This window comes from Azospirillum lipoferum 4B, assembly GCF_000283655.1.
Classification (GTDB): domain Bacteria; phylum Pseudomonadota; class Alphaproteobacteria; order Azospirillales; family Azospirillaceae; genus Azospirillum; species Azospirillum lipoferum_C.
The window spans coordinates 639,708-654,059 of sequence record NC_016586.1 but is presented as its reverse complement, the minus strand read 5'-3'; the positions used below and the strand labels follow the sequence as shown (position 1 = coordinate 654,059).

The window sequence follows — 14,352 nt, the reverse complement described above, 5'->3', positions numbered from 1 at the left end:
GCGTCGGCAGTGCCGAGCGGCTAAAATTCAAAGCACAAACTTGGTTTATTGGGTGGCGGTTAATATGTCAAGCCACGGCTTGGAAAATCATGGGTGGTCGCCGAGGACCGTGACCGACAAGCTGTTGACGGTCTTGAAGACGCAAGGCCCGCAAACCACGGCGGATCTGGGGCAGGCGCTCGGCACGACGGCGGAGAACATGCGCCAGCAACTGAGCCGGCTTGCGGCCGAAGGGCTGGTCGAGGCGCGTGCCCGCCCGCGCGGGGTTGGGCGGCCGGCCCAGCTCTGGCAGTTGACGGCGGCCGGTCACGCGCGCTTTCCGGATTCCCATGCCGATCTGGCGGCACAGCTGATCCGGAGCATCGCCGAAAGGCTGGGGCAGGAGGCGCTCGACAGTGTGATCGCGGCGCGCCGGGCCGACACCGAGGCCAATTACCTGGCCGAATTGAAGGATGTGGTGCAGGTGAGGGACCGCGTGGCCCGCCTCGCGGCGATTCGCAGCCGGGAAGGCTATATGGCCGACTGGTGGGAGGAGGCGGACGGCTCGCTCCTCCTGGTCGAGAACCATTGCCCGATCTGTGCCGCCGCCGGTGCCGACCAGGGATTCTGCCGGTCCGAACTGGCCGTCTTCCAGCAGGTGGTCGGATCCGATGCCCCGGTCTGCCGCGTCGAGCATATCCTGGCCGACGCCCGGCGCTGCGCCTACCGGATCGGGCCGGTTGCGGGTCAGGTTGCGGTTCCGGGGGATGCGGAGGACCGCTGACGGCGCGAAGCAGAAGGCGCCAAAGAAAAAGGCCGCAGCCAGGATGGCGCGGCCTTGAGGTCTGGTTCTGGAGGAAGCGTATGAACCTGTGTCCACTCTGGACCCGGCGGATTAACGCGGGGTGAATGGCCGATCAGGTCCGGTCCCCAACCGAGTTGGTCACGCTCCCGTGCCGGCGTTACGCCAACTGGCGGAGAACCTCGTTGCTGCCGCGCCAGATCATGTCGAGGGCGACATAGGTGATGATGACGAGGCCGACCCAGCCGATCCAGCGGTGCTTGTGCAGCGCATGGGCGATCATGTTGGCCGCCGCACCCATCAGCACGACCGACAGCACCAGCCCGATCACCAGGATGGTCGGGTGCTCCTTGGCGGCGCCGGCCACCGCCAGCACATTGTCCAGCGACATCGACACGTCGGCGACCACGATCTGCCAGATGGCCGCACCGACCGTGGTGGCGCCGGCCGCTGCGACGGCCGCGCCGCCGGCCGTACCGGCGACGCCGATGCCGCCGGACTCGGGCATGCTCATGGCCTCGTCGGGGGCGACCTCGTCCTCGCCATGGCTGCGCAGTTCGCGGAACATCTTCCAGCACACCCACAGCAGCAGCACGCCGCCGGCCAGGGTCAGGCCGATGATGGCGAGAAGCTGCGTGGTGATGAGGGCGAAGAAGATGCGCAGCACGATGGCCGCGGCAATTCCCCAGAAGATGACTTTGCGGCGCTGGGCCAGCGGCACCGCGGCGGCAGCCATGCCGACGACGATGGCATTGTCGCCGGCCAGCACGAGATCGATGGCGATAACCTGAAGCAACGCCGCGAGGGCGTCGGCCGTGAACAGATCGGTCATAGATGCAGTCCTCTCACATCGGGCAAGAGAGTGGCATCCACGGGCCGATCCGGACATACGGTAAGGAACGCTGCCGGCAGGCACGGGGCGGGGCCACTCTGATCGTCTTTCCAGTCCGACATCACAGTTCTGAGAACTGTCAGAGGGGCCCGGCCTGGCAGGGCCGACCTTTAGACGAACGCTCCCGACATCGCAACTCCGGTTTCGCGGCAACTGGCATGCAGCGGACGGGGGCAGCGGACGGGGGCAGCGGACTGGGGCAGCGGACTGGGCCGGCGGGAAGCATTCTCCCCGCCCGATCCCGCCCCGGTTCCGGGTCCGCCGTCAGGCCGGCTCGCCGATGGTCAGGGCGATGCCGCCCAGCCCGGCGATGCTGCCCTCGATGCGGTCGCCCGGCTTGACGGCGCCGACGCCCTCCGGCGTGCCGGTGTAGATCAGGTCGCCCGGCTGCAGGTGGTAGAGGGTGGACAGGTGGGCGATCAACTCCGGCACCGACCAGATCAGCAGGGTCAGGTCGGTGGACTGCTTCGTCTCGCCATTGACGCGCAGCTCCAGACTGCCGCTGGCCGGATGGCCGCACTGAGCCACCGGGACGATCTCCGCCAGGACGGCCGATTCCTCGAAATCCTTGCCGATGTCCCAGGGCCGCTGCTTGGCGCGGGCGGCGAGCTGCAGGTCGCGCCGGGTCATGTCGAGGCCGCAGCCATAGCCGTAGACCACATCCAGCGCCTCGTCCCGCGCGATGCGGAAGGCCGGCTTCCCGATGGCGACGACCAGCTCCATCTCGTAATGATAATTCTCGGTTGCCGGCGGATAGGCGACGGTCGCGCCGCTCGGCACATAGGTGCCGGGGGACTTGGTGAAATAGAAGGGCGCCTCGCGGTCGACCTCCACGCCCATTTCGCGCGCATGGGCCTCGTAATTGCGGCCGACGCAGAAGATGCGGTTGATCGGGAAGCGGGCGTCGGTGCCGCGGACCGGTGCGGCGGGGATGGCGGCGGGGGCGAAGACGTAATCGGTCATTTCTGGCTTTCCTCCGGTGTTGAAGACGGTCATTCGGCGTCGGGCTGGCGGCCGGGCTCGGCGGCCTGGAAGGCGGGCAGGGCTCGGGCCGCCGCGGCGATGCGGCGGATGGTGGGATAGTCGTCGAGCGGGCAGTTCATCCGTTCGGCATTGAAGACCTGCGGGACGAGGCAGATGTCGGCGATGGTCGGCGCATCGCCGAAGCAGAAGGCGCCGACGCGGTCATCGCCGGCCAGCATCGCCTCCAGCCCGCGGAAGCCTTCCGCCACCCAATGGGCGTACCAGCCGTTGCGGGCCGCCTCGTCCTGGCCCAGCGCGTCGCGCAGGTGGTTGAGGATGCGCAAGTTGTTGACCGGATGGATGTCGCAGGCGACGGCCAGCGCCAGCGAGCGAACCCAGGCGCGGTCGAGCGGATCGTGCGGCAGCAGCGCCGGGTCGGGGTGGGTCTCGTCGAGATACTCGATGATGGCGAGCGACTGGGTCAGGGTCCGGCCGCCGGTCTCCAGCGCCGGCACGAGGCCCATCGGGTTGACGGCGAGATAGTCCGGCGCGCTCTGCTCCCTGCGGCGCAGATGGATGAAGTGCCGCTCGGCGCTCAACCCCTTCAGGGTGAGGGCGATTCGCAGCCGGTAGGCCGCCGAGGACCGGAAATAATCGTAGATCTTCATGCTGGTTCCCTCCTCGATGATCGGTTCCTGGTCCGGAATGGGTGTTCCGCCGCCCGCCGGCGCGCTATGGTGCCGGCCCTTCGGTGGACGGAACGCCGGGGATTTCGGACGGGGCGGGCGGCATGACGACGAAGCGCAAGGGCATCCAATCGGTGGAGATCGGCATGGGCGTGCTCGACGCCGTGGTCCGGCTGGGCCGGCCGAGCAGCCTGACCGAGATCGCCAAGGCGAGCGAGATGTCGGTCAGCCAGGCCCACCGCTATCTCGCCAGCTTCGTGAACACCGGCTTCCTGCGGCAGGACCCGGCGACCACGCTCTACGATATGCACAGCGGCGCCCTGCGGCTCGGGCTGGCGGCGATGGCCCGGCTCGACGTGTTCGAACAGGCCGCCCTGATCGCGCAGGAGCTGGTGGAGGAGACCGGCCGCACCCTGCAGCTCGCGGTATGGGCCGATCTGGGGCCGACCATCGTGCGCTGGTTTCCCGGATCGCCGCCGATCTACACCACGCTGACCATCGGCTCGCGCCTGCCGCTGACCCAGTCGGCGACCGGCAAGGTCTTCCTCGCCTTCCAGAACGAGAGTTTCGTCTCCGACGTGCTGCAGCGCGAGCTGGTGCGCGACCGCACCGACGGCCCGATCGACATCGACGCCATCCGCCGGCAGGTGCGGCGCGACCTGATCGCCGGGGTCGACGGCACCACCGTGCCGGGGCTGCGCGCCTTCGCCGGGCCGGTCTTCAACCTGCAGGGCCAGCTGGTCATGGTCGTCTCGGTCATCGCCTCGCAGACCTTCAAGACCGACGAGGACCCGGCGGTGAGGGAGCGGCTGATCGCCGCCTGCCGCGAGATCACGCATCGACTGGGCGGGCGCTGGCCGGAGCCGGCGTGAGCAGGGCGCGGGCCGCCCGCGCGTCGAACAGATCCGAGCCGAGCATCGCGCCCGGCAGCCTGACCCCGGCGGCGACCAGACGGCGGCAGACGCTCATGTCGCGGCCGGCATTGATCGCCGCCGCGCCGACCAGCCGGCCGTCGCCGTCCAGCATCAGGTAGAGCCGCCCGCCGGGCACCGCGGAGCGCTGCTCCACCACCCGGCCGGCCCCGCCAGACATCGTGTTGCCGATCATGGTGTCGCCGGTCAGCTGCACGTTCAGATCGTACTGGTCGGTCCAGAACCAGCCGGCCTCGCCCGGCGGGATCGCCTCGCCCAGGAGGGTGGCGACGGCCCGCTCGGCGGTGACGTTGGCGTTCTGCCAGGTCTCGCAGCGCATCGGCCGTCCGTCCGGTCCCGGAATCGCCGCCATGTCGCCGACCGCCAGGATGTCGGGGTCGGAGCTGCGCATCCCGGCGTCCACCACCACGCCGTCGTCGGTGACCAGCCCGCAGTCCTGCGCCAGCGCCGTGTCGGGGGTGATGCCGATGCCGGCCACCGCGAAATCGGCGCCGATCGTGCTGCCGTCGGACAGGGTGGCGTGCAGCCCGCCGGCATCCTCGCTCATGGTGCGCACGCGCACCCCGGTGCGGACCACCACCCCTTCCGCCGCGTGGCGTTCGGCGATGGCCGCGGCGACCGGTTCCGGGAAATTGCGGCCGAGCAGGCGTGACCCGACCTCCACCACCGTCACCGCCAGCCCGCGCCGGCGCAGGGTCGCCGCCACCTCCAGCCCGATGACGCCGCCGCCGATTACCAGCACGCCGGCCGCCTTTTCCGCCCGCGCCGCGATGGCGCGGACATCCTCGACCGTGCGCAGCACCTGCAGGCGCTCCAGCGCGAAGGGCAGTTGCCGCGGCCGTCCGCCGGTGGCCAGCACCAGCCGCCCGTAGGGCAGGGTCCGGCCGTCGTCCAGCGCAACCACCCGGCGGGCGCGGTCGATGGCGGTGACCCGGCGGCCCAGCCGCAGCGCGATCCCCAGCCGCTCGTACTCCGCCGCCGGGACCAGCAGCGGCAGCGGATGCTGCGGATCGGCCAGCATCTCCTTGGACAGGGGCGGGCGCTCATAGGGGGGCAGCGTTTCCGCGCCCACCAGCGTCACCGGACCGGGAAAGCCGCGCTGGGCCAGCAGCAGCGCCACCCGTCCGCCGGCCTGCCCGGCTCCGACGATGACCACGCCCGCATCCATGCCTGCACTCATGCCCGTCTTCCTCCTTCGTGCTGCGGCCCGCCTCCACGGGCGGCGGAGCCCTTCGTGGACGAACTGTCGCTGTCACTGATGGTTCGCTCTTGACGCATCGTTCGTATTGCGCAATATACAATTCATCGCACGATATGCAATACGCTTTGCCAACAAGATGCGCGGAGGAGCGATGAGCACGGCCAGCAGTCCCGCCAGCCGGGACTCCACACAGCAGGACCGCCCGGCCCCCCGGCGCTGGGCCGCCGACGGAGCCTCGCAGGTTCCCTACTGGGTCTATTCGGACGAGGAGACCTACCGGCGCGAGCTGGAGCGGATCTGGTACGGCCCGCACTGGCTCTATTGCGCCCTGGAGGCCGAGATCCCGAAGGTCGGCGACTTCAAGACCACCACGCTGGGCGAAAAGCCGGTGATCGTGGTGCGCAGCGCCGAGGATGAGATCAGCGTGGTGGAGAACCGCTGCGCCCACCGCGGCGTGAAGTTCTGCCAAAGCCGGTCCGGCCACGCCAAGGACCTGCTCTGCCCCTATCACCAGTGGGCCTACGACCTGCGCGGCGAGCTGATCGGCGTTCCCTTCCGCCGCGGCGTGCGGCGCCAGGGCGGCATGCCGGCCGATTTCGACACCGCGAAGCACGGCCTGCGCCGCCTGCGGGTCGAGGTGGTCAACGGCGTGGTGTGGGCCACCTTCTCCGACGACACGCCGCCCTTCCGCGACTATCTCGGCGAAAAATTCTGGAAGCACTACACGCGCGTCTATGACGGCCGGAAGCTGGAGGTGCTCGGCTACAACCGCCAGCACATTCCCGGCAACTGGAAGCTGATGATGGAGAACATCAAGGACCCGTACCATGCGGGCCTGCTGCATGTGTTCTTCGTCACCTTCGGCCTGTTCCGCGCCGACCAGAAATCCGCGGTCGACATCGACGACACCGGCCGCCACGGCGTGCTGATCAGCCGCAAGGGCGCGCAGGAGGTCAACGACGTCACCGCCGACATGCGCAATTTCCAGGGCGACCTGAAGCTGGCCGACCCGCGCATCCTCGACGTGGTGAACGAGTTCCCCGGCGACGAGACGGTGGGCATGATCACCATCTTCCCCAGCGTCATCCTGCAGCAGCAGGTCAATTCGCTGACCACGCGCCAGATCGTGCCGACCGGGGCCGGCGGCTTCGATTTCCACTGGACCCACTGGTGCTATGCCGACGACACGCCGGAGATGAAGCTGCGCCGCACCCGGCAGGCCAACCTGTTCGGCCCGGCCGGCTTCGTGTCGGCCGACGACGGCGAGGTGATCGAGATGTGCCAGCAGGGCTTCGCCGCCTCCCCCGATGCCGAGGCGCTGGTGACGATGGGCGGGCACGACATCGCGCCGACCGACCACATGGTCACCGAAACCGCGATCCGCGGCATGTACCGCTACTGGCGCGAGGTGATGGGGCTATGAGCACGCTGACGATGAGCCGTGACGATGCGGCGATGGCTGCGGACGCGGCACTGCGCGCCCGGGTCCGCGACTTCTACGACGCCTATTACGATGCGCTCGACGATGTGCGGCTGGAGGAGTGGCCGGACTTCTTCACCGAAGAGTGCCTCTACCGCGTCATCCCGCGCGAGAACCACGAGCGCGGCTTCATGCTCTGCACCATGCAGGCGGAAAGCCGCGGAATGCTGCAGGACCGGGTGACCGGCCTGCTCAAGACCCAGATGTACGCCCCGCGCTATTACCGCCGCTTTCCCGGCCCCCTGCGGGTGACGGTGGGCGGCGACGGCATCCGCACCCGCCACAATCTGCTGATGGTCCAGACACTGATCGACCGGCAGCCCTCCATCGTGCTGTGCGGCGTCTGTCACGACCGGCTGGTCGAGGATAGGGGGCGGCTGCGTTTGGCGGAACGCGTGGTCGTCTTCGATTCCGAGATGATCGCCAACAGCCTGATCTATCCGGCCTGAGGAAAACTCCCATGACCGTGACGACACCCGTGACGACGACTTGGTTCAAGACCATCCCGGCCGCCGCCGTCGAGCAGGACGGCGTCGCCCGCGCCCAGGCCGGCGGCCAGCGCGTGGCGCTCTATGCGGTGGAGGGCGAGTATTTCGCCACCTCCGACGTCTGCACCCACGGGCAGGCCTTCCTGTCCGACGGCTATCTCGACGGGCACCTGATCGAATGCCCGCTGCACCAGGGCCTGTTCGACGTCCGCACCGGCGCGGCGGCCGGCGCGCCCTGCACCGTGCCGGTCCGCAGTTTTCCGGTAAAAATCGAGGACGGTGTCCTCTATGTCCAGATCGAGGAGGCGTGACGCCATGGCGCCCGACACCCACGGACTTCTCAGCAACGACACCGACGCCCAGCTCCGCCAGCTCTACGAGGCGATGCGGCCCCAGCATCTCTATCCGCTGTGGGAGGTGCTGGGCGCGCTGGTCACCCCGACGCCACGGGCGCCGACGGTGGCGGCGAAGTGGGAGTATGCCACCGCCCGCGCCCATCTGATGCGGGCCGGCGACCTGATCAGCGCGGAGAAGGCGGAACGCCGCGTGCTGATCCTGGAGAATCCCGGCACGCCCGGCACCGCCGGCATCACCACCAGCCTCTATGCCGGGCTGCAGATGATCCTGCCCGGCGAGGTGGCGCCCTGCCACCGTCACAGCCAGTCGGCGCTGCGCTTCGTCATGGAAGGCCATGGCGCCTACACCGCGGTGGATGGCGAGAAGGCGGTGATGAACCCCTTCGACCTCGTGCTGACGCCGAACTGGCAGTGGCACGACCATGGCAACACCACCGACCATGCGATGATCTGGCTCGACGGGCTGGACATCCCGACCGTGCGCCATTTCGACGCCAGCTTCGCCGAGCATCTCGGCCAGCCGGCCCATCCCGAGACGGTGCGGCCGGGCGACAGCAGCGCGCGCTACGGCCACAACATGCGGCCGATGCGCGGCACCGCCGCCGACCGCCGGCCGGCGCACCAGCCGCTGTTCCACTACCCCTATCCGCAATGGCGGGCCAGCCTCGCCGCCCTGGCGGCGGCGGAAACGCCCGATCCCTGGATTGGCCATGCGCTGGAATTCATCAACCCGGCCGACGGCGGCGCGATCATGCCGACCATCTCGGCCCATGTCCGCCTGCTGCCGACGGGCTTCGAGACGAAGCCGCGCCGCTCCACCGATGGCACCGTCCTCGTGGTGGTGGAGGGGCACGGCCATGCCAGGGTCGGCGACAGGGAATTCACCCTGTCCGAGCGTGACGTGATCGTCGTGCCGAGCTGGGACGAGGTGACGATCCAGGCCGGCAGCGACCTGGTGCTGTTCGGCTATTCCGACCGCACCGCCCAGGAGAAGCTGGGCCTCTACCGCGAACGGCGCGCCTGAGCGCCACACCGTTCGCCCAAGCCCTTCGCCGAAAAGGGCAGACGGCCGGCGGTCCAGAGACGGCCGCCGGCCGGCCGGACAACGATCCGGACCGGACACCGACATCAATGGGAGGGGCACATGCCCGGACAGCAGCACGTCATCGACGTGACCGCGGCGATCGAACGCGCGCGGTTCGGCCGGTTCCAGTTCCTGATCACCGCGCTCTGCGCGCTGATCGCGCTTCTGGACGGCTTCGATACACAAGCCATCGCCTATGTGGCGCCGGTCATCGCCGAACAGTGGGGGATGAGCGTCGCCGGCTTCGGCCCGATCTTCGGCGCCGGCCTCGCCGGCCTGACGGTCGGCGCCTTCATCCTCAGCCCGGCGGCCGACCGCTTCGGGCGCAAGAGCATCATCCTGCTGTCCATGCTGATCTTCGGCGTCTTCTCGCTGGTGACCGCCTGGGCCGGCACGATGAACGAGCTGCTGATCTACCGCTTCCTGACCGGCGTCGGGCTGGGCGGGGCGATGCCGAACATCATCGCGCTGACCTCCGAATATGCGCCGGCACGGCTGCGGGCGACGCTGGTCACCATCATGTTCTGCGGCTTCCCCTTCGGCTCGACCGTCGGCGGCGTCATCAGCGCGCCGCTGATCGCCGCTTACGGCTGGCAGTCGGTCTTCATCGTCGGCGGCGTCGCCCCGCTGGCGGTGCTGCTGGTGCTGATCGTCTGGCTGCCGGAATCGCTGCGCTATCTGGTCGCCAGCGGCGCTCCGCGCGAGAGGATCGGCGGCATCCTGAAGCGGCTGGATCCGGAGCACGCATCCCGCATCGACGCCGGGACCGGCTTCGTCCTGCATGAACCGAAGGCGGCCGGCTTCACCGTCGCCAAGCTGTTCCAGGAGGGGAGGGCGCGCACCACCCTGCTGCTGTGGGCGGCCTTCTTCATGAACCTGCTGGTGATGTATTTCCTGGTCAACTGGCTGCCGTCGCTGCTGCGCGCCAGCGGCATGCCCATCGGCACCGCGATCCTGTCCACCGCCGTTCTCAATCTCGGCGGCGTGGTCGGCGCCATCGCGCTCGGCCGCATGATCGACCGGATGAACCCGCATCTGGTGCTGGGCAGCGCCTATGCCGCCTCGGCGCTGTTCATCGTCGGCGTCGCCTTCGGCTCGCACGACCTGTGGCTGCTGATGCCGGCGGTCTTCCTGGCCGGCTTCGGCGTCGTCGGCGCGCAGATCGGCATGAACGCGCTGGCCGCCGGCATCTATCCGACGGCGATCCGCTCCACCGGCGTCGGTTGGGCGCTCGGCATCGGCCGCATCGGCTCCATCATCGGCCCGGTGGCCGGCGGCGCCCTGCTGGGGGCGGGCTGGAGCGCGCAAGGGGTGGTGCTTGCGGCGGTCGGCCCGGCGCTGCTGGCGTCCCTGGCGGTCTTCGCCCTGCGCCGCCATCCGGTTCCGTCCGCTGCGTTGAAGGCATCCGCCACGCTGGCGCATTGACTGCCGGCACCGCGTCGCCAGTGAAAGGACGGCTGCCCCGGCGGCCGTCCTTTTTTCATCCCGTGCTTAGCGCCGGCCGTCGACGGTGGTAGGACTGGGGGACCCCCTTTGTTTCATCCGCCGGAGGGAAGGCATGGCGCGGTGGCGGCGGCCCACTCGTTCCTCTTCCGAAACAATACAGCGAAACTGCCGCTTTCACGGCATGAACCCGGTGCTGCGCGGCCCTGCGCCCTTCGGATGGAACAATGGAACAGGCCCGGAAAACCGTTCCATAGCGTTTCATACGTTCCATCCGGCGCCGGTCCGGGCGCAGCCGGCGACCGGCGTCTCGCTGGTGACAGCGCGTGGGGTGGCTTGCCGGGAGGCTTCAGCCGGCTGCCGCCATCAGGGCGCGATAGGCCATCTGGTCGTCGTGAAGCCGCAGGAAGACGCTGTATTTGGCGTCGTGGTAGGCGCGCAAACGCCCTTCGGCCGGCTCGATGCTGCGGCCGGCGCGGGTCATGCCGGCCATGCCGGCGGCGATGTCGGGGAAGGCTCCCGCCGCAACCGCACCCAGAACGGCGGATCCCAGCAGCACCGCCTCCGGTTCCTCCGGCAGGACCAGCGTGCAGCCGGTGGCATCGGCATGCGCCTCCAGGAACACCGGATTCTTGGTGCCACCGCCGCAGGCGAGGATGGTGTCGATGGCATAGCCGGTGCCGTTCATCGCCGCGACGATGTGCCGGGTGCCGTAGGCGACGGCCTGCACCGTCGCCAGATAGAGCAGCGCCAGATCCTCCAGCCCATCCGACAGGCGAAGCCCGCTGACGGCGCCGCGCAGGCTGGCGTCGGCGCGCGGCGAACGGTTGCCGTGGAAGTCGGGCAGCACATGCAGGTCGCGGGTCAGCATCGCCATCGGCCCGCCGCTGCGCTCCGCCAGTGCGGCCAGCTCGTCGTTCAGCAGCCGATAGACCGTCGTGCCGCGCCGTTGGGCCTCAAGGGCAAGGTCGGCATGGCGGGGATGGCCCTGCACCACATGGTCGATCAGCGCACCGGTCGCCGACTGCCCGCCCTCGTTCAGCCACAGCCCCGGCAGCATGGCGGAGTGGTAGGGTCCCCAGACACCGGGGATGAAGCGCGGTTCGGCCGGGCTCATCACCATATGGCAGCTCGACGTGCCGCCGATCAGCGCCAGCCGCCGGTCGTAATCGACAGTGGCCGATGCTGCGAGCGGCACACCGATGACGCCGATCCCGCCGGCATGGGCGTCGATCATGGAGGTGCCGACGGCGATGCCCGGCGTCAGGCCAAGTTCGCGCGCCGCATCCACGGTCAGGCCGCCGCCGATGGCGCTGCCGACCGCGCCGACATCGGTGCCGATGCGCGCATGCCCCTCATCCACCAGATCGCCCAGCCCGATGGCGCGGAGATAGGAATCGTCCCACCGGCCCTCATGACCCAGATAGGTCCATTTGCAAACCAGCGAGCACAGCGACCGCCGCGTTGCCCCGGTCGCCCGCCAGGTCAGGAAGTCCGGCAGGTCGAAGAAATGCGCGGCGCGGCTCCAGCTTTGCGGCAGCTTCTCCTTCAGCCACAGCAGCTTCGGCGTCTGCATCTCCGGCGACAGCCGCCCGCCGACATGGCGCAGAACCTCGTATCCGCCTGCATTGATGCGGTCGGTCTGGTCGATGGCGCGGTGGTCCATCCAGACGATGACGTTGCGGGAATCGTCACCCTCCGGATCGACCGTCACCGGCCGCCCGGCGGCGTCCAGAACCACCAGCGAACAGGTGGCGTCGAAGCCGATGCCGACCACTTCCGGCCTTTCGCCGCAAGCCTCCATCGCCTCGCGCACGGCAGCGCAGACCGCGCTCCAGATGTCGTCGGAGGATTGCTCCGCCCATTCCGGCTCGGGCTTCCACATCCGGATCGGGCGCGATGCGGCGGCCAGCCGCCGGCCGGCAAGGTCGAAGATGCCGGCGCGGGCGCTGCCGGTCCCCACATCCACCCCGATCACGGCGCGCGTCATGGCATGTCCTCCGTTCGACGGCTACAGGCTGGCGCAGAAGGCTTCGAACGCCTCGCGGCTGGCATAGGATTTCTGGGTGCCCGGCCGGGTGATGCTGTCGGCGGCATAGCGCACCGCCATGTGCAGCGCGGCGTCGAGGTCGCGGTTCTCCACATAATAGCGCGCGAAGCTGCCGATGAAGGCGTCGCCGGCCCCGGTGGTGTCCACCGGCGTGACCCGCACCGGCTCGATCCGCCGCGTTTCCTCGCCCTTCGTCACCAGCAACGCGCCGCGGGCGCCCAGCGTGACGATCACGGTGCGGATGCCGCGCCCGATCAGGGAGCGCGCCGCCGTCTCGGCTTCCGCCTCCGATGTCACCGGAAGTCCGGAAATGGTCGCGAGTTCGGTCTGGTTCGGCACCAGGAAAGTGACCTGCCCGATCCGTTCGGGGTCGAGGTCGGCGGGGGCGGGGGCCGGGTTCAACAGGGTTTCGATGCCGTGCCGCGCGCCGAACTCGATGGTGTGGTAGATCGTCTCGAGCGGCACTTCCAGCTGCATGACGATCAGGTCGCAGCCCTTCAGATCCTCGGCGGCGCGGTCGACGTCGGCCGGCGACAGCAGGGCGTTGGCGCCCTTGATGATCAGGATGCTGTTCTCGCCCGACGGCTCGACGAAGATCGGGGCGACGCCGCTGGAGGTGCCCGGCACCCGCTCGACATAACGGGTGTCGATGCCCGATGCCTCGAAGTTGCGGATGGTGTTGTCGGCGAAGATGTCGTCGCCGACCTTGGTGACCATCATCACCTCCGCCCCCAGCCGGGCGGCGGCGATGGCCTGGTTGGCGCCCTTGCCGCCGCAGCCCATCTCGAAGCGCGGCGCCTCGATGGTCTCGCCGGGGCCGGGCATGCGGGCGGTGTAGGTGATCAGGTCGACCATGTTGCTGCCGACCACGGCGATCTTGCCCATCTTCTGCTACTCCTCTTACAGCGCCCGGATGGCGCATTCCTCGGCTTCGGCCTCGTCGGCGGTCAGATAGCCCAGCCGTACGGAAAAGCGCCGCGTCTCGCCACCCGCCAGTTTCTGCACATTCCCTTTCATCGACTCCGCAGTGTAGCCCTCCGGCTCGCAGGTGGAGGGCAGGGCGAAGGCGCAGACCTTCTGGTCGCTGTTGACCAGCACCCAGCGCACCGTCTTGGGGAACTCCCGCGTGCTGTATGCGATGTGGAAGGCGTCGCCCTCCCGCCGCCGCATCATCAGTGCGGTGCCGCCCTCCTCGTCGGTGCGCAGGCCGCGGATGTAGAAGACCTGCTCCGGGTCGTAGCGTTCGGGCTCGTCCAGCACCTCCATCACCGCCGGATCGCGGGCGAGGTCGGCCAGCAGCGCGTCATAGGCGGGGCTGCGCGGCACATGGGCCGGCACCACCGTGCGCACCGCCGTCGCCTCCGGCGTGAAGGGAGTGGGCTGGACGATGCGGGCGCCCTCGGCGAAGGCGAAATTGACGTGGCACATGTACATCAGGTCCATGGTCGCGCCCGACAGGTTTTCCACCTCCATCCTGATGTCGAACAGGGCGGAGCCGGGGCGCAGAACCACGCGCGGGCGGGCAACATAGTGGGCGCCGAAGCCCATCACATACTCGCGCCGGCCGGTGACGGCCATGTAGGGCCCTTCGTCATCCTCGCCCACCTCCAGCCCGGCGGAATCCATCGGCGCGCAGGGCATCTCGCCATGCAGAGGATGGCTATCCTGCGGGCCGGGGCAGCCGTTGCGCAGCAGCCCGGAATGGAAGGCGAAGCAGCCGTATGTGCCGACGATCTCGCTGGCCGGGCGCGGCATGTCGAACATGTTCGCCATGGTCAGGTCGACGCCGTCGAACACGGCATCCCACACCATCTGCCCGTAATAGGGCAGCACCACCAGATGGCCGCGCCGGTTGGACAGCCGCACCGCCTCGATCCCGCTGTCGTAGCGGAACAGGCTGGCCGTCATGCCGTGCGCCTCGGCGATCGGGCGCTCCGCCTCGCCGAAGAAGCTCTTGCGGAAATGGATCACGGTCCGGACGTTCATGGAGGGTCCT

14 protein-coding genes are annotated in these 14,352 nt (G+C 69.1%); 7 read left to right on the top strand and 7 right to left on the bottom strand.

Going from position 1 to position 14,352, the window contains the following annotated elements:
* Nucleotides 1–64: 64 nt before the first annotated feature.
* Entirely contained in the window at nt 65–763 is a 699-nt protein-coding gene (locus AZOLI_RS21150) for a helix-turn-helix transcriptional regulator (protein WP_044552365.1), read from the top strand.
* A gap of 178 nt (nt 764–941) precedes the next feature.
* Here the strand turns inward: AZOLI_RS21150 and AZOLI_RS21145 are convergent, their stop codons facing one another.
* The 3 genes from AZOLI_RS21145 to maiA all read right to left on the bottom strand — a co-directional run bounded on the left by AZOLI_RS21145 (nt 942) and on the right by maiA (nt 3,304).
* Nucleotides 942–1,613: a TerC family protein gene (locus AZOLI_RS21145; protein ID WP_014189181.1), complete on the bottom strand. Its 672-nt coding sequence runs from the start codon at nt 1,611–1,613 to the stop codon at nt 942–944.
* 324 nt (nt 1,614–1,937) lie between these two features.
* Nucleotides 1,938–2,636: a fumarylacetoacetate hydrolase family protein gene (locus AZOLI_RS21140; RefSeq protein ID WP_014189180.1), complete on the bottom strand. Its 699-nt coding sequence runs from the start codon at nt 2,634–2,636 to the stop codon at nt 1,938–1,940.
* Nucleotides 2,637–2,665: 29 nt separating this feature from the next.
* Nucleotides 2,666–3,304 (bottom strand): maleylacetoacetate isomerase, encoded by a 639-nt coding sequence (maiA, locus tag AZOLI_RS21135; RefSeq protein ID WP_014189179.1) that lies wholly within the window; start codon nt 3,302–3,304, stop codon nt 2,666–2,668.
* A gap of 122 nt (nt 3,305–3,426) precedes the next feature.
* Between maiA and AZOLI_RS21130 the strand changes: the two genes are divergently transcribed.
* Nucleotides 3,427–4,194: an IclR family transcriptional regulator gene (locus tag AZOLI_RS21130; RefSeq protein WP_014189178.1), complete on the top strand. Its 768-nt coding sequence runs from the start codon at nt 3,427–3,429 to the stop codon at nt 4,192–4,194.
* On the opposite strand, the gene AZOLI_RS21125 is transcribed toward AZOLI_RS21130, so the two are convergent.
* Nucleotides 4,154–5,434: an NAD(P)/FAD-dependent oxidoreductase gene (locus AZOLI_RS21125; RefSeq protein ID WP_014189177.1), complete on the bottom strand. Its 1,281-nt coding sequence runs from the start codon at nt 5,432–5,434 to the stop codon at nt 4,154–4,156. The two genes, AZOLI_RS21130 and AZOLI_RS21125, sit on opposite strands and share 41 nt — an antisense overlap.
* A 172-nt stretch (nt 5,435–5,606) precedes the next feature.
* On the opposite strand from AZOLI_RS21125, the gene AZOLI_RS21120 reads away from it, so the two are divergent.
* The 5 genes from AZOLI_RS21120 (at nt 5,607) to AZOLI_RS21100 (ending at nt 10,288) form a co-directional block, all read left to right on the top strand.
* Entirely contained in the window at nt 5,607–6,878 is a 1,272-nt protein-coding gene (locus tag AZOLI_RS21120; RefSeq protein ID WP_014189176.1) for an aromatic ring-hydroxylating dioxygenase subunit alpha, read from the top strand.
* A complete protein-coding gene (locus AZOLI_RS21115; RefSeq protein ID WP_014189175.1) occupies nt 6,875–7,384 on the top strand; it encodes an aromatic-ring-hydroxylating dioxygenase subunit beta in 510 nt (169 codons plus the stop codon). Before AZOLI_RS21120 ends, AZOLI_RS21115 begins: the two co-directional genes overlap by 4 nt.
* Nucleotides 7,385–7,395: 11 nt before the next feature.
* On the top strand, nt 7,396–7,734 hold the full coding sequence (locus AZOLI_RS21110) for a non-heme iron oxygenase ferredoxin subunit (protein ID WP_014189174.1): 339 nt from the start codon (nt 7,396–7,398) through the stop codon (nt 7,732–7,734).
* Nucleotides 7,735–7,738: 4 nt separating this feature from the next.
* Complete coding sequence (gene gtdA, locus AZOLI_RS21105) at nt 7,739–8,803, top strand: gentisate 1,2-dioxygenase (RefSeq protein WP_014189173.1); 1,065 nt, start codon at nt 7,739–7,741, stop codon at nt 8,801–8,803.
* A 120-nt stretch (nt 8,804–8,923) separates the two neighbouring features.
* Nucleotides 8,924–10,288 carry an MFS transporter gene (locus tag AZOLI_RS21100; RefSeq protein WP_014189172.1) on the top strand — a complete coding sequence of 455 codons (1,365 nt, stop codon included), beginning with the start codon at nt 8,924–8,926 and terminating at the stop codon, nt 10,286–10,288.
* Between the two features lie 367 nt (nt 10,289–10,655).
* Here AZOLI_RS21100 and AZOLI_RS21095 read toward each other — a convergent pair whose 3' ends face one another.
* From AZOLI_RS21095 to AZOLI_RS21085, 3 genes are read right to left on the bottom strand one after another with little or no spacing between them, the layout of a single operon-like run.
* Entirely contained in the window at nt 10,656–12,296 is a 1,641-nt protein-coding gene (locus AZOLI_RS21095) for an FGGY-family carbohydrate kinase (RefSeq protein ID WP_014189171.1), read from the bottom strand.
* A gap of 21 nt (nt 12,297–12,317) precedes the next feature.
* Nucleotides 12,318–13,241 carry a ribokinase gene (gene rbsK / locus AZOLI_RS21090; RefSeq protein WP_014189170.1) on the bottom strand — a complete coding sequence of 308 codons (924 nt, stop codon included), beginning with the start codon at nt 13,239–13,241 and terminating at the stop codon, nt 12,318–12,320.
* 15 nt (nt 13,242–13,256) lie between these two features.
* Entirely contained in the window at nt 13,257–14,342 is a 1,086-nt protein-coding gene (locus AZOLI_RS21085; RefSeq protein WP_014189169.1) for an aldose 1-epimerase family protein, read from the bottom strand.
* Nucleotides 14,343–14,352: the final 10 nt, after the last annotated feature.

Bases quoted from the DNA above. Each gene is read 5' to 3' on its own strand.
- AZOLI_RS21150 (WP_044552365.1), top strand. From the start codon at position 65: ATGTCAAGCCACGGCTTGGAAAATCATGGGTGGTCGCCGAGGACCGTG.
- AZOLI_RS21145 (WP_014189181.1), bottom strand. From the start codon at position 1,613: ATGACCGATCTGTTCACGGCCGACGCCCTCGCGGCGTTGCTTCAGGTT.
- AZOLI_RS21140 (WP_014189180.1), bottom strand. From the start codon at position 2,636: ATGACCGATTACGTCTTCGCCCCCGCCGCCATCCCCGCCGCACCGGTC.
- maiA (WP_014189179.1), bottom strand. From the start codon at position 3,304: ATGAAGATCTACGATTATTTCCGGTCCTCGGCGGCCTACCGGCTGCGA.
- AZOLI_RS21130 (WP_014189178.1), top strand. From the start codon at position 3,427: ATGACGACGAAGCGCAAGGGCATCCAATCGGTGGAGATCGGCATGGGC.
- AZOLI_RS21125 (WP_014189177.1), bottom strand. From the start codon at position 5,434: ATGAGTGCAGGCATGGATGCGGGCGTGGTCATCGTCGGAGCCGGGCAG.
- AZOLI_RS21120 (WP_014189176.1), top strand. From the start codon at position 5,607: ATGAGCACGGCCAGCAGTCCCGCCAGCCGGGACTCCACACAGCAGGAC.
- AZOLI_RS21115 (WP_014189175.1), top strand. From the start codon at position 6,875: ATGAGCACGCTGACGATGAGCCGTGACGATGCGGCGATGGCTGCGGAC.
- AZOLI_RS21110 (WP_014189174.1), top strand. From the start codon at position 7,396: ATGACCGTGACGACACCCGTGACGACGACTTGGTTCAAGACCATCCCG.
- gtdA (WP_014189173.1), top strand. From the start codon at position 7,739: ATGGCGCCCGACACCCACGGACTTCTCAGCAACGACACCGACGCCCAG.
- AZOLI_RS21100 (WP_014189172.1), top strand. From the start codon at position 8,924: ATGCCCGGACAGCAGCACGTCATCGACGTGACCGCGGCGATCGAACGC.
- AZOLI_RS21095 (WP_014189171.1), bottom strand. From the start codon at position 12,296: ATGACGCGCGCCGTGATCGGGGTGGATGTGGGGACCGGCAGCGCCCGC.
- rbsK (WP_014189170.1), bottom strand. From the start codon at position 13,241: ATGGGCAAGATCGCCGTGGTCGGCAGCAACATGGTCGACCTGATCACC.
- AZOLI_RS21085 (WP_014189169.1), bottom strand. From the start codon at position 14,342: ATGAACGTCCGGACCGTGATCCATTTCCGCAAGAGCTTCTTCGGCGAG.